This window comes from Eubacterium sp. AF34-35BH, from assembly GCF_003477765.1.
Lineage (GTDB): Bacteria > Bacillota > Clostridia > Lachnospirales > Lachnospiraceae > Eubacterium_G.
The window spans coordinates 192,194-205,179 of sequence record NZ_QUDZ01000006.1; the positions used below are offsets into that span (position 1 = coordinate 192,194).

A 12,986-nucleotide genomic window follows, 5' to 3' on the forward strand; every position below is an offset into this window, starting at 1 on the left:
GGTTGATTTGGGGATTTTTATCTGTTAAAGATAAATACCTCTATATACTGTGAGGTTTCACTTATTTTACATTTGAAAAAATATAAAGTATAATCCATATGGCATTACTGATAATATAATAACACAAAAAAACAATAATACCAGTAGATGATATAAGGTAATATATTAGTAGCTAAAATATGTTATTAAGAATTTATAGATGAAATAAATAATTAAAAAGTAACAGAGGTAAAAACTATATGCTAACATATGATTTTGAAAAAAGAGGAAAAATGTCTCTGTATGAGTATTTATATAATTGCATAAAAAATGACATTTTGTCAGGCAAAATCAAAGCGGGGGAGAAACTGCCATCAAAAAGGACCATGGCGAAAAATCATAGCATAAGTGTCATCACTGTGGAAAATGCTTATGCCCAATTGCTTGTAGAGGGATATATTTTTTCGAAAGAAAAGCGTGGATATTTTGCCAGTGAAATAAGTGGACAATATTTAAACAATGGTGGAATTAACGGAAACAAGGAAAAAATAGTAGAAACAAAAGTATCCTTGAGAAGTGGGCAAATCAAAAAGAAAATCCAGGATACAAAAAAGCAGTGGCTAGTAGATTTCAATTCCAATCACATAATGTACGACAGTTTTCCTTTTTCTATATGGTCAAGGATAATGAGACAGACTTTACTAGACAGAGAGAATTCATTTCTTTCAAGCCCATTACCAAACGGCGTAGTGGAACTTAGGGAAGCCATAGCAAACCATTTAATGGAATTTCGCGGTATGGAAGTAGATGCAGAGAACATAATAATTGGTGCAGGAACAGAATATTTATATAGCATTATTGTTCAGTTACTTGGAAGAGATAGTGTTATTGCCGTAGAGGACCCGGGCTATAGAAAAATTGGAAAAGTTTATGAAAGTAATGGAGTGGAATGTTTACATTTACCAATAGATAATTCAGGAATTCAAACAAAGGCGCTGTTAGGAAAAAAGATTGATGCAGTACATATTTCTCCATCTCATCATTTTCCAACAGGTAGAGTTATGCCTGTATCAAGAAGACAGCATTTAATCCATTGGGCAATAGAAAAAAATGGTTTTATTATTGAAGATGATTACGACAGTGAGTTTAGATTTTCAGGCAGACCAATTCCTACAATGGTTGGAATGGACAAGGAGAGAGTAATATATATGAATACTTTTTCGAAAACTCTTGCACCATCAATAAGAATTGCCTATATGGTTTTGCCGGACAGCTTAATGGAAAAATTCCATACCAAACTTAATTTTTATTCAGGTACTGTTTCAAGTTTTGAACAGTATACCTTGGCAAATTTTATTGCAGGAGGTTATTACGAAAGACATATTAACCGAATGAGAAATTATTACAGGGATTACAGAAACAAAATAATAAATGCCATTAAACAGTCAGCATTATATCCTAAGGTTACAATAGAAGAGGAAAACGCAGGACTTCATTTTATTTTAGGAATAAAAAAAGAAATCGACGATAACCGGTTCAAAAAGATACTAAGGGAAAACAATATAAATATTTCATGTGTATCTGATTACTGTTATAATGATTTAAAAGAGTTTGACCATAAGTTCATTATTAATTATTCTGCGGTGCCTGAAGACAAGCTGAAAAAAGCACTGACTATTATGAACAACGCGTTGGAATAAAAAAGAAAGAGTGAGATTATTATAGTGAATAAATATAACGGAAACAAAGAATTTAAAATAGACATTCCAAAGTCTGTAAAATTAATAATAGATATTTTGGAAAAAAACGGCTACGAGGCGTTTGCTGTTGGTGGATGTGTAAGAGATACTATTTTAGACAGAAAACCTCAGGATTGGGATATTACAACTTCAGCATTGCCTAATCAGGTAAAGGAGTTGTTTTACAGAACAATTGATACAGGAATTCAACATGGAACGGTTACAGTTTTAATTAAGGGAGTAGGTTACGAGGTAACTACTTACCGAATTGATGGTGAGTACAATGACAGCAGACATCCTGAAAGTGTAGAGTTTACAGCAGATTTAATAGAGGATTTAAAAAGAAGAGATTTTACCATTAATGCCATGGCATACAATCCGGGAATTGGTTTGGTAGATGCTTTTGACGGAATTGGTGATATAGAAAAGAAAGAAATAAGATGCGTAGGGAATCCAAGAGAAAGATTCAGGGAGGACGCCCTTAGAATACTTAGAGCAGTAAGATTTTCGGCGCAGCTGGGATTTCATATTGAAGAGGGTACAATGGAAGCCATAAAAGAACTGGCAGGCACTCTTGAAAATATTAGTGCAGAGCGTATTCATGTGGAATTAGAGAAACTGATAATGTCAAATCATCCTGACAAACTTATAACAGCTTATGAGGCAGGCATAACTAAGGTGGTGCTTCCTGAATTTGACGCCATGATGGAATGTCCGCAGGTAAGCCCTTATCATATGTATAATGTAGGGGAACATACAATTAAGGTAATGGAGAATGTGCCACCAACAAAAGAAATGAGATGGGCTGCATTGTTACACGATGTGGGAAAACCTGATTCAGTAACTTATGACAAGAAGGAGCCAACAAGAATGCACTTTTACGGTCATGCTCATGTGGGAGCTAAGATGGTTTCGACCATTTTAAGGCGACTGAAAATGGATAACAAAACAATTAAGCTTGTAACAAGACTGGTGGAACATCACGATGACAGACCGGTGGCGGACAAAAAAGAACCTGTTCAGATTCGAAAAAGTGTAAATATAATTGGCAAAGATATTTACGATATGTATTTGCAACTTGCGTATGCTGACATTCAGGGGAAAAGTCAATACGGCAGAGAAAAAGGCATGGGGGCATATATTTACTCAAAAGAGCAGTACGAATACATTGTGGAAAATAATATATGCACCTGCAAAGGTGACATGGCTGTATCAGGAAGAGACTTAATAGCAGCAGGCTGTCCAACAGGTGAGATAATCGGAAACATACTTGATGAACTGCTTAAACGTGTAATACAGAAACCACAATTGAATAACAAAGAATCGTTAATGGAAATAGCAAAAACAATGTTCTAAACAGGCTTCTTTTTTCATATTTTTAGATAATGTATTAAAAATATGGAGGGAAGGTATGAACGAAAAAGCATTAACAGTGTTAGAACAATACGATTTAAACATAAAAGGTACTTACAGAACAAAAGGAAACTATGGTTGTACAACAGATGAAGGAAAATATCTCCTAATGGAATACAACAATAGCAACGAAAAAATGGTTCTAATGAGTACCTTTTATGATTATTTGGAAAAAGCAGGGTTTGTAACGGATAGTGTTATAGCAAACAAAGAAGGAGTATATGTTTCAATAAGTGAGGACGGCTATGCGTATATTCTGAAAAAATGGTTTGATGGAGAAGACTGCAATAACACAAATAGAAAACATCTGCTACTTACAGTGGAAAATCTGGCAAAATTTCATAACGCAACAGAAAATACAACGGATATTTTTAAAGAGCAGAAATTTCATAAGGGAAGAAATCTGCTTGAAGTTATGAATAAACATAGTAGTGAAATATTGCGTATAAAAAATTACATAAAAAAGAGAAAAAACAAAAATGCTTTTGAAATGTACCTTCAAAACATTATAGAGGAATATTACATACAAAGCGTGGAGGCTTTAGGTGCAATTAAGAATTCCCGGTATGAACAGCTGTATAAGGAAAGCATTGCCAGCGAGACAATTTATCATGGAAGTTACAATTATCACAATGTACTAATTAAGGAAAATAAAATAATCATGATTAACATGATGAAAATTTCCTACAGTCCGTCAGTTCAGGATTTGTATGACTTTATCAGAAAAGTGCTTGAAAAAAATAACTGGAACATTGCTTTAGGAAATGAACTTATTAAGGCATATGATTCAGTAAGAAAATTATCAGATATGGAGAGGGCAGTATTGAAAAGTCTTCTTAGTTATCCGGAAAAATTCTGGAAAATAATAAATTATTACTATAATTCTAACAAAGCCTGGTATTCTGAAAAAAATGAAGATAAATTGAAACAGTTCAGAAAAATGGAAAAATTAAGACGAAAATTTATAGAAAATATGGGATAAATAGCAAAAGTAAAACATAAAAATGATTTTATAGTTTTAATTATTTAGGGTTTGTGATATTATGTGTAATGATTGTAAAAATATATAAAAAGGTCAAAGTTTGAATTAGTTTGAACCTTATGCCTGTAGGATGAAAACAGTTACAGACATTTCTGATTGAAACATAGGAGGTAATTATGGACTACAGAGAGTTGTATAATGAATGGCTTACAAACCCTTATTTTGACGATAACACTAAGAAAGAATTAGAAGCAATAGAAAACGATGATAAGGAAATTGAAGATCGTTTTTACAAGGAACTTGAATTTGGTACAGCAGGTCTTCGTGGAGTTATTGGTGCCGGAACTAACAGAATGAACATTTACACAGTTAGAAAGGCAACACAGGGATTAGCTAACTATATTATTAAGATGCATGGAGAAGACAAAGGTGTTGCAATAGCATACGATTCAAGACACATGTCACCCGAATTTGCTGATGAAGCAGCATTATGTTTAAATGCAAACGGAATTAAGGCTTATGTTTTTGATTCATTAAGACCTACACCTGAATTATCTTTTGCAGTTAGAGAGTTAAAGTGTATTGCAGGTATTAATGTAACAGCAAGTCATAACCCGGCAGAATACAATGGCTACAAAGTATATTGGGAAGATGGTGCACAGATTACACCCCCACACGATGTTGGAATCATGGATGCAGTTGCTGCATTAAAGGATTACAACAAAGTAAAAACTATGGACAAAGATCAGGCAGTTGCTGATGGATTATACATCCAGATTGGCAAGGAAGTTGATGATAAATATATTGAAATTCTTAAGACTCAGGTTAAGAACCCTGATGCAATTAAGGAAGTACAGAAAGATATCAAGATTGTTTACACACCACTTCATGGTACAGGTAACATTCCTGTAAGAAGAGTGTTAAAGGAACTTGGATTTGAAAATGTTTATGTAGTAAAAGAACAGGAATTACCTGACGGTGATTTCCCAACAGTTGGTTATCCAAACCCTGAATCAGCAAAAGCATTTGAATTAGCGGTTAAATTAGGTAATGAAGTAGGAGCAGATTTACTTCTTGCTACAGATCCTGATGCAGACAGACTTGGCGTTTATGTAAAAGGTAGCAAGCCTGGAACATATCACATCCTTACAGGTAACATGTCAGGCTGTTTACTTGCTGAATATGAAATCAGCCAGTTAAAGGAAAAAGGACAGCTTCCAAGTGATGGAGCTTTCATTAAGAGTATTGTTAGTACAAATCTTGCAAATGATATTGCTAAGTATTACAACATTAATTTATTTGAAGTTCTTACAGGTTTCAAATACATTGGTGAAAAGATGCTTGATTTCGAAGTTAATCACACAGGTACATATGTATTTGGTTTTGAAGAAAGTTATGGTTGCCTAATTGGAACACACGCAAGAGACAAGGATGCTATCGTTGCCTCAATGGCTTTATGTGAAGCAGCAGCTTATTACAAGACAAAGGGAATGTCTCTTTGGGATAAGATGAAAGAAATGTATGAGAGATACGGCTACTGGAGTGATGGCGTTCAGTCAATCGAATTAAAGGGTAAAGAAGGAATTGAAAAGATTCAGAATACTCTTGAAAAATTAAGAGAAAATGTACCAACTACAGTTGATAATTACAAGGTTCTTTCAGTAAGAGATTACTTAGCTGATACAGTAACAAACATGGAAACAGGTGATGTTACAACAACAGGTCTTCCAAAGTCAAATGTTTTATATCTTGATTTAAGTGAATGTGCGTGGGTTTGTATCAGACCATCAGGAACAGAACCAAAACTTAAATTCTACTATGGAGTTAAGGGCGAAAACTTTGATGATTCAAAGGCAAAATTAGCTGACCTTGGTTCATACATGATTAACATGGTAAATGAAATGCTCAAGTAATATTATTAAAACAAAAACATAATAAGAATAAAAATAAATCACTATAATATATTTTAATAAAGGTATATTATGGTGATTTTTTTATGAGAAAAAATAAAATAAAAATTCTGCTGGTACTAACGTTAGCTATTGTTGTTACATCTGCCTGCGGCTATGAAAAAATCAAAAAAACAAAAGTAAAAGACATGGACTATACTGTTGTGGCAGAAAATGAAATGCCAAAAGAAGTGAAGGAGATAATTGAAAAAAGAAAAGACAAGGAGTTTCAGGTTACATACAGCAACAATGAATATACATATATTATTATTGGGTACGGTAGACAACAGTACGAGGGTTATTCCATAAAAGTTAAGGAAATGTATGAAAGTGACAATGCCATATATATAAAAACTCAGTTTAACGGCCCAAAAGAATACACCAACGAGGAGAATGTAACTTATCCCGTAATTGTTGTTAAAACAGAGTATAGCGATAAAAGCGTAATTTTTAATGAATAAGAAAATGAAACAATGCATAGATTATAGAAGATTTAAAGGTAAGGGGGAAATATGGAATTAGAGAAAAGTAATATTCATATGAATAAAATAGTAGAAAGTCAAAGGGCAACTTTTTATGTAACAAAGGAGTGTAATTTACCAGAGCAATCAATGGAAAGCATAATAAATCATCAGGAAAAGATTACATTAGACAGTGGTATCATTAGAGGAAACCAGGTTATAATTAATGGCAATATTTCCTACGGAATAATGTTTTACGGAGAAGACAATGCACCATCAGGAGTTACAGGGGAGATTCCTTTTGAAGAAAATATTAAAATTAATACTACAGAAGAAAATATTAAGGCAAGCGTGGATTTAATTATTTTATCGGGTTCAATTAAAATGATTGACAACCGAAATTACATATATAAGATTCAGGTTATGGCGAATGTTAATATTGAAAAAATAGAAGATATTGAGGCGGTATGTGCTATCTCAAGAGAAAATACAATGACTAAATATAAAACGATTGAAAATCTCATGATATTAGCAGACAGAAATGAAACCTTTAGAATTAATGAAAGGATTTCGTTGCCATCAGGTAGTCCCGCAATAGAGAAAATAATTTGGAGCGATGTAAAAATCAGAAAACTTACAACCAAAATGTTGGAGGGCATGATTCATTTATCAGGTCAGCTGAAGGTTTTTATTATGTACACTCCGGAAGAACAGTCGATTCCCGTCCAGTGGTTTGATACTGTTATAGATTTTAGCGGCACATTAGAGGCACCTGAGGCAAGAGAAGATTTAATATCTTATATTTGCGGGGATATTCATAATGTAGAACTTGAAGCCACAATGAATCAGGACAACGAGATGAAAGATTTGGATATTAGTGCATTACTTAAATTATCTATAAAGATATACGAAGAAAACAAGATGGATGTTTTGGAAGATATATACGCACCGGATGTGGATTTGTGCCCAATGGAAAAAGAACAGAAATATGAAAAGCTGTTAGTAAAAAATGAGTCCAGAACAAAGAATATTATAAAAATTGATGTAGACCAAAGTAAGGGACATATTTTACAAATTTGCAATAGCGATACAAGACTTCAAATTGATAATATTTCAGTAGGGGAAAACAACCTTAGGGTAACAGGTAAGATTCGGGCAACAATAATTTATATTTCCTCAGATGATATTTATTCAATTTGCTGTCAGACAAAGGAAACTGATTTTGAGCATAGAATTGATACTGAGGGAATTTCCAAAGACGACAAATACTATATTAACTGGAAAGTTGAGCAGGTAAGTTCTAACATGATTAGTACAAACCAGGTGGAAGTAAAATCAGTAATAGCTTTAAAGGCTATGGTTTTTAAAGAAGAAAAATGCAATTTCGTTTGGGACATTGAAGAAAAGCCTGTTGACTGGGCAAAGTTTAATGACGCCCCTATCCTTAAAGGATATATTGTAAGAAAAGGCGATACCCTGTGGAAACTTGCAAAGGCCAATTACACCACCGTTGACAATATTATGAAAATTAATCAGTTGGAAAATGAAAAAATAAGAGAAGGGGATAAACTACTTTTGGTTAAAAATTGTCAGTAGAACTTAAAAACATTTACAAAATAAACATATAAAGATAATACTTTAAAGAAAGCCTAATTTTACAAAACAATAGATGACAAAGAGTTAAAATGTGAACAAACTTGTAAATAAATTATAAAAAAAGTATACTTAAACAGTAATTAAAAAAGAAAATATGAAAAATAGAGATTAACGAAAATAGGAGAAATGTATGGATAAGTTACAGCTAAAAGCCTATGGAAAAATAAATCTAGGTCTTGATGTTATTAGAAAACGACCTGATGGCTACCATGATTTGGATATGATTATGCAAATGGTAGATGTTTATGATGACGTTATTATTGAAAAAAAAGCAGGAGAAGAAATTGTTGTAAAAGCTGATGCAGCAGTGCTTTCCAACGGTAAGGATAATTTGGCATATATGGCAGCCAAAATGCTTTTTGATGAATTTGGAATTAAGTCAGGAGTTGAAATAACAATTCACAAAAGAATACCAATTGCAGGTGGAATGGCAGGCGGTAGCTCTGACTGCGCAACAACTTTAATTGGCATTAACGAAATGTTTAATTTAGGTTTGTCAAAACAACAGCTTATGGAACGTGGAGTTAAGCTGGGAGCAGATGTTCCTTACTGTGTGCTTGGTGGAACTGCAATAGCAAGAGGGATAGGAGAAGTTTTAACACCGCTACCTACACCACCACAGTGCCATGTAATCATTGCAAAACCGCCTATATCAGTTTCAACAGCCTATGTTTACGGGCATATCAGACCTGACGAAATAACCAAAAGACCTGACATTGAACAGATGACTTTAGCAATAAAAGAACAGGATTTGAACAAACTTTCAGATCTTTTATATAATGTTATGGAAGAAGTAACTGTGTCAGAGTATCCCGTTATTGAAAAACTAAAAAGCATTATGCTTGAAAATGGCGCGTTAAATTCAATTATGAGTGGTAGCGGCCCAACAGTTTTCGGACTTTTCGATGACAGGGAAAAAGCACAGGCTGCAATGAAAGCTCTGGATTCTAAAGAACTAACAGAGCAGCTGTATCTAACAAAGTTTATTTAATCCAAAAAGTTATTTAAAAACTTTAAATACTTAAATTTAATAATTGTTTTGTATTCCCGCTCGCCCAAGGAATCCTTCAAACGCTCTTTTGAAGAATCCGGGACAGTGCCGGAACTTGCATCTACAAAACATAATTGAGGATAAAGGACGCACCACCAGTTGTGTCCTTTTCCTTTGCCAATATATATGGTGTATGAAGTGTACTCACCTTCAGGGTAAACTACGTCCCCGTAAGTTTTCTTTGGAAAGTCATCTTTGCCAAATTTAGAAGTTACGTTATAATCAAACCCGTTCTCGTCAATTGTTTTTTGAGCAATGTTCAAAATCTTTTCGTTGTGAGTAGTAATGAACAAGCTGTATTCTTTAAGAGAATTAAGTTCCTTGGTTTCTCTGTAAATATAGTCAACAACTGCATCTTTTACCTTTAATTTGAGAGTCTGGTCAATAACGGTATCACTGTTTGCCCTAACATGAAATCTGATTGTGTTTTTAGCAAGAGCTGTACTTGCAGCTGAATATTCCATTTTGTAAAAAAGAATAAATGACATAAACCCTAGAAATAAAAGTATGTAAGGAAGCAGTAGCTTATTACGTTTAAATTTTGATTTTATTGAATTTAAGTAATTATGTTTTAAATGTTTAGACATATTGTCACTTGAACTTAAAAATTTATTTTTCATTTTTAGAATTCCTTTCCAATTAATAATCATGTTACATAAAGAGTGTTGCCGATTATTTTTTTTATATTCAAAAATCAACTCAATTTATATAAGAGTATTGAATAATTTATTGAATAAAGGTAAAATAAAAAGACGTGAAAAAAAGAAGGGTGAAAGTATTTTTATGGATAGATTTGATAACGCACCAGTTGGTATATTTGATTCCGGAGTTGGAGGATTAACTGTTGCGAGAGAAATAGCAAGACAGATTCCAAATGAAAGTTTTGTTTATTTTGGGGATACAGCAAGAGTTCCTTATGGAAGCAAGTCAAAGGAAACAATAATTAGATATTCCCGCCAAATTGTTAGATTTTTACAGACAAAGAAGGTTAAGGCAATTGTTGTTGCCTGTAATACAGCCAGTGCTTTTGCATTAGATACAATTGAGAAAGAATTGGATATTCCTGCAATAGGCGTTGTAAAGCCGGGAGCAAAGAGTGCCGTTGAGAATACAACTAATAAACGAATCGGAATTATTGGAACAGAAGGAACAATTAATAGTGAGTTATATACACAGTACATTCATAGCATTGATTCGGAAGTTACAGTTTTTGGAAAAGCATGTCCCCTTTTTGTACCATTAGTTGAAGAGGGAATGTTACATGATCCGGTTACTGATGAGATTACAAGACGATATCTTGATGAAATGAAGGAAAAAGATATAGACAGTTTGATTTTAGGCTGTACTCATTATCCACTATTAAGAAGCACAATCAGGAAAATAATGGGTGAGGGGGTTAATTTAGTAAACCCTGCCTATGAAACAGCCATTAGTTTAAAGAAAATGTTAAAAGAAAATGGTATAAGTGCTGAAAATAATGCAAAGCCACATTATGAATTTTATGTAAGTGATGCGGCTGAAAAGTTCAGAACATTTGCTAATTCAATTATGCCGTTTGAAATTGACGAAACAAACAGAATTAATATTGAAGAATATTAATTCCATGCAATGAGATTAAAGTTTAAGGAAATGTAATATGGATGAGAATGTAGTAATTAAAATTTCAGGATTACAGATAGTTGAAAATACAGGTGATAATGTTGAAGTAATTGCGAAAGGCAAGCATTACTTAAAAAAAGACAAACATTACCTACTATATGAAGAATATGAAAATGACGAAAACACAAAGACAAGCAATATGATTAAGTTTAACAATGATATTGTTGAAATTACAAGAAAAGGTCAGGTAGATGGAAAACTGATTTTTCAGGAGAACCAGAAGAAGCAGTCATTGTACAGCACTCCTATGGGAGATTTGTTAATTGAGGTCCTTACCAAGGAAATAGAGGTTAGCGATGATGACGATGATGTGAATTTAAAAATCAAGTATCAGATTCATGTGGATGGAAACAAAGTTTCTGATAATGAAATTGATATTAGTGCCATGCACAGTTAAGAAAAGTTGAAATCTTGAGGATAGATAGCAGGGAATGTAGTTATGTATCATTTGAAGATTTCAACTTTTTTGATTTGTTTTCGCGTATACTTTCATTTCTATTTCCCACTCTATCTACGTTTTCTATTTCGTGATCCTATCTCGATTTAACTCTATTTCCTTTTAGCCTGACTTTGTATACTCATTTACGTTTCTATTGCTATATATTTTATGTTAAATCAAAAATCTAATATTTCCACATTATCTTTTAAAATTTGATACAAAATCATTTTTTTTATGACATTATATAGGAGTATGCAAAAATTTAAGGAGGATATACTATGAAAAAAAGTATTAAGCTATTTGATGGCGATAGCTTTAATCGTTACCAGTATTTCATTTGTTGGAACCGATAAAGTAAGTGCTCATCAAAAGTACACAACCAAAGGTTTGGTTATTGACACATCATTAGTGCCGCAGGATTCTAATATCTCAGTTAAGAACAAAGACGGCAATGAAGATTTTGTTAATGTTTCAAGTGACTTAAACACATTGACAGTAACAGGTAAAATATCTAAACTTGGACTTTACGAAGAAGTTGAACCTTCATATATTTTGGATAAGAAGGTTACTTATTCTGTAGACAATTCAAAAGTTGCTACAGTAGGTGAAAGCGGAAAAAGTTTAACAACTCTTTCTCAAGGGTAGATTTAGATTTCACATCATATGATGAAGAAAACAAAGATTTCAGTGTGCATTAAACAAGAAATTCACTAAATCTGTAAAAACAGTTACTACTTCAAAATTATCTTACAAGTTTAAAAAGCTTAAGGCTAAGAAGAAGTACTATGTAAGAGTACGTGGAATAAACGGTAAGGTAAAGGGACCATGGAGTTCTGTTAAGAAGGTAATTATTAAGAAGTAGCTAAAAATAACCGGATATAATTGGTATAATCGGTAATCAGCTAAAATATAAGTATACAAAAACATAATAAATTATGTAAATGTAAAGAAAATATATCCATTGTAAAATGCCAAAAGCAATTTGCATACGATTGTAATAATGTATTAAGCAAAGAATATATGATTAAAATAATAGGGAAGCGTAAAGCTTCCCTAAAACAAAAAATAAGCTACATTGAAAGATTAATTCGATGTAGCTTATTTCTATTAATGTAATGAGAAATACCTTCAAAATTTCTTATTACATTAAAACTATTCTATTTATTCTTTCGTCCAAAACGTTTCTTCTTCTTTGGAGCTTCATAAACAGGTCCGCGGATTCTTTTAAATGATGTGATGTAAATTCCGCTAACTCTTGCTTTAACTTCCTGTTTAGGAAGAATTGTTTCGTAAACCTTTGCATCAGCAATAAGATTCATAACTCTAGGACCGGCTTTAACCTTTACAATAGGTAATTTAGCACGTCTTGCATACTTAGGTGTCTGCTCTAAAACAATACTAGGAAGTCCTGCATCTTTTAACTTCAGTTTCTTTTTATCTAGAACGTATAAACTAATTAACTGTGAGTTTTCCTGCATAGTTTTCTGCTGCTCTGCCTGCTTCTTTTCTGCTTTTCTTCCAATAAAATATAGCGCTATAACGGCAATCAAAAGAATTACTACGATTACAATAAGTGCAATTGATAGTCCGCTTAGAGCTAACAATGGTGAAATGTTATTCATTTTGTACCTCCATATAAACTAATCTTGTGATATTCT

Annotated in this window: 12 protein-coding genes; 10 read left to right on the forward strand and 2 right to left on the reverse strand. The window is 32.9% G+C overall.

The features are described 5' to 3' along the window. Positions 1-272: 272 nt before the first annotated feature. From DWZ69_RS08630 to ispE, 7 genes are all read left to right on the forward strand, one after another. Positions 273-1,679 carry a PLP-dependent aminotransferase family protein gene (locus DWZ69_RS08630; protein ID WP_347497501.1) on the forward strand — a complete coding sequence of 469 codons (1,407 nt, stop codon included), beginning with the start codon at positions 273-275 and terminating at the stop codon, positions 1,677-1,679. Positions 1,680-1,703: 24 nt separating this feature from the next. Continuing rightward, positions 1,704-3,074, forward strand: a complete 1,371-nt coding sequence (locus DWZ69_RS08635) for a CCA tRNA nucleotidyltransferase (protein ID WP_118436753.1) — start codon at positions 1,704-1,706, stop codon at positions 3,072-3,074. Positions 3,075-3,129: 55 nt separating this feature from the next. Next, a complete protein-coding gene (locus tag DWZ69_RS08640) occupies positions 3,130-4,113 on the forward strand; it encodes a CotS family spore coat protein (RefSeq protein ID WP_117999793.1) in 984 nt (327 codons plus the stop codon). Between the two features lie 173 nt (positions 4,114-4,286). Continuing rightward, complete coding sequence (locus DWZ69_RS08645; protein ID WP_347475110.1) at positions 4,287-6,026, forward strand: phospho-sugar mutase; 1,740 nt, start codon at positions 4,287-4,289, stop codon at positions 6,024-6,026. A gap of 83 nt (positions 6,027-6,109) precedes the next feature. Then, the gene (locus DWZ69_RS08650; RefSeq protein WP_117999795.1) at positions 6,110-6,523 is read left to right on the forward strand and encodes a protease complex subunit PrcB family protein; all 414 of its coding nucleotides are present in this window, start codon (positions 6,110-6,112) and stop codon (positions 6,521-6,523) included. A 51-nt stretch (positions 6,524-6,574) separates the two neighbouring features. Beyond that, on the forward strand, positions 6,575-8,119 hold the full coding sequence (locus DWZ69_RS08655) for an SPOCS domain-containing protein (protein ID WP_118436755.1): 1,545 nt from the start codon (positions 6,575-6,577) through the stop codon (positions 8,117-8,119). Between the two features lie 190 nt (positions 8,120-8,309). Next, positions 8,310-9,170 (forward strand): 4-(cytidine 5'-diphospho)-2-C-methyl-D-erythritol kinase, encoded by an 861-nt coding sequence (gene ispE / locus DWZ69_RS08660; RefSeq protein ID WP_118436757.1) that lies wholly within the window; start codon positions 8,310-8,312, stop codon positions 9,168-9,170. Here the strand turns inward: ispE and spoIIR are convergent. After that, complete coding sequence (gene spoIIR, locus DWZ69_RS08665) at positions 9,167-9,850, reverse strand: stage II sporulation protein R (RefSeq protein ID WP_158573375.1); 684 nt, start codon at positions 9,848-9,850, stop codon at positions 9,167-9,169. The two genes, ispE and spoIIR, sit on opposite strands and share 4 nt — an antisense overlap. Positions 9,851-10,013: 163 nt before the next feature. Here spoIIR and murI point away from each other — a divergent pair, with 163 nt between their 5' ends. The 3 genes from murI to DWZ69_RS08680 all read left to right on the forward strand — a co-directional run bounded on the left by murI (position 10,014) and on the right by DWZ69_RS08680 (position 11,973). Continuing rightward, positions 10,014-10,829, forward strand: a complete 816-nt coding sequence (gene murI / locus DWZ69_RS08670; RefSeq protein ID WP_118436790.1) for a glutamate racemase — start codon at positions 10,014-10,016, stop codon at positions 10,827-10,829. Between the two features lie 37 nt (positions 10,830-10,866). Beyond that, on the forward strand, positions 10,867-11,286 hold the full coding sequence (locus DWZ69_RS08675; protein WP_118436761.1) for a DUF1934 domain-containing protein: 420 nt from the start codon (positions 10,867-10,869) through the stop codon (positions 11,284-11,286). 345 nt (positions 11,287-11,631) lie between these two features. Then, positions 11,632-11,973 carry a hypothetical protein gene (locus DWZ69_RS08680; protein ID WP_118436762.1) on the forward strand — a complete coding sequence of 114 codons (342 nt, stop codon included), beginning with the start codon at positions 11,632-11,634 and terminating at the stop codon, positions 11,971-11,973. A gap of 512 nt (positions 11,974-12,485) precedes the next feature. Here DWZ69_RS08680 and DWZ69_RS08690 read toward each other — a convergent pair. Next, entirely contained in the window at positions 12,486-12,950 is a 465-nt protein-coding gene (locus DWZ69_RS08690) for a hypothetical protein (RefSeq protein ID WP_117999808.1), read from the reverse strand. Positions 12,951-12,986 lie beyond the last annotated feature (36 nt).

Bases quoted from the DNA above. Each gene is read 5' to 3' on its own strand.
- spoIIR (WP_158573375.1), bottom strand. From the start codon at position 9,850: ATGAAAAATAAATTTTTAAGTTCAAGTGACAATATGTCTAAACATTTA.
- DWZ69_RS08630 (WP_347497501.1), top strand. From the start codon at position 273: ATGTCTCTGTATGAGTATTTATATAATTGCATAAAAAATGACATTTTG.
- murI (WP_118436790.1), top strand. From the start codon at position 10,014: ATGGATAGATTTGATAACGCACCAGTTGGTATATTTGATTCCGGAGTT.
- DWZ69_RS08640 (WP_117999793.1), top strand. From the start codon at position 3,130: ATGAACGAAAAAGCATTAACAGTGTTAGAACAATACGATTTAAACATA.
- DWZ69_RS08680 (WP_118436762.1), top strand. From the start codon at position 11,632: ATGGCGATAGCTTTAATCGTTACCAGTATTTCATTTGTTGGAACCGAT.
- DWZ69_RS08690 (WP_117999808.1), bottom strand. From the start codon at position 12,950: ATGAATAACATTTCACCATTGTTAGCTCTAAGCGGACTATCAATTGCA.
- ispE (WP_118436757.1), top strand. From the start codon at position 8,310: ATGGATAAGTTACAGCTAAAAGCCTATGGAAAAATAAATCTAGGTCTT.
- DWZ69_RS08655 (WP_118436755.1), top strand. From the start codon at position 6,575: ATGGAATTAGAGAAAAGTAATATTCATATGAATAAAATAGTAGAAAGT.
- DWZ69_RS08650 (WP_117999795.1), top strand. From the start codon at position 6,110: ATGAGAAAAAATAAAATAAAAATTCTGCTGGTACTAACGTTAGCTATT.
- DWZ69_RS08675 (WP_118436761.1), top strand. From the start codon at position 10,867: ATGGATGAGAATGTAGTAATTAAAATTTCAGGATTACAGATAGTTGAA.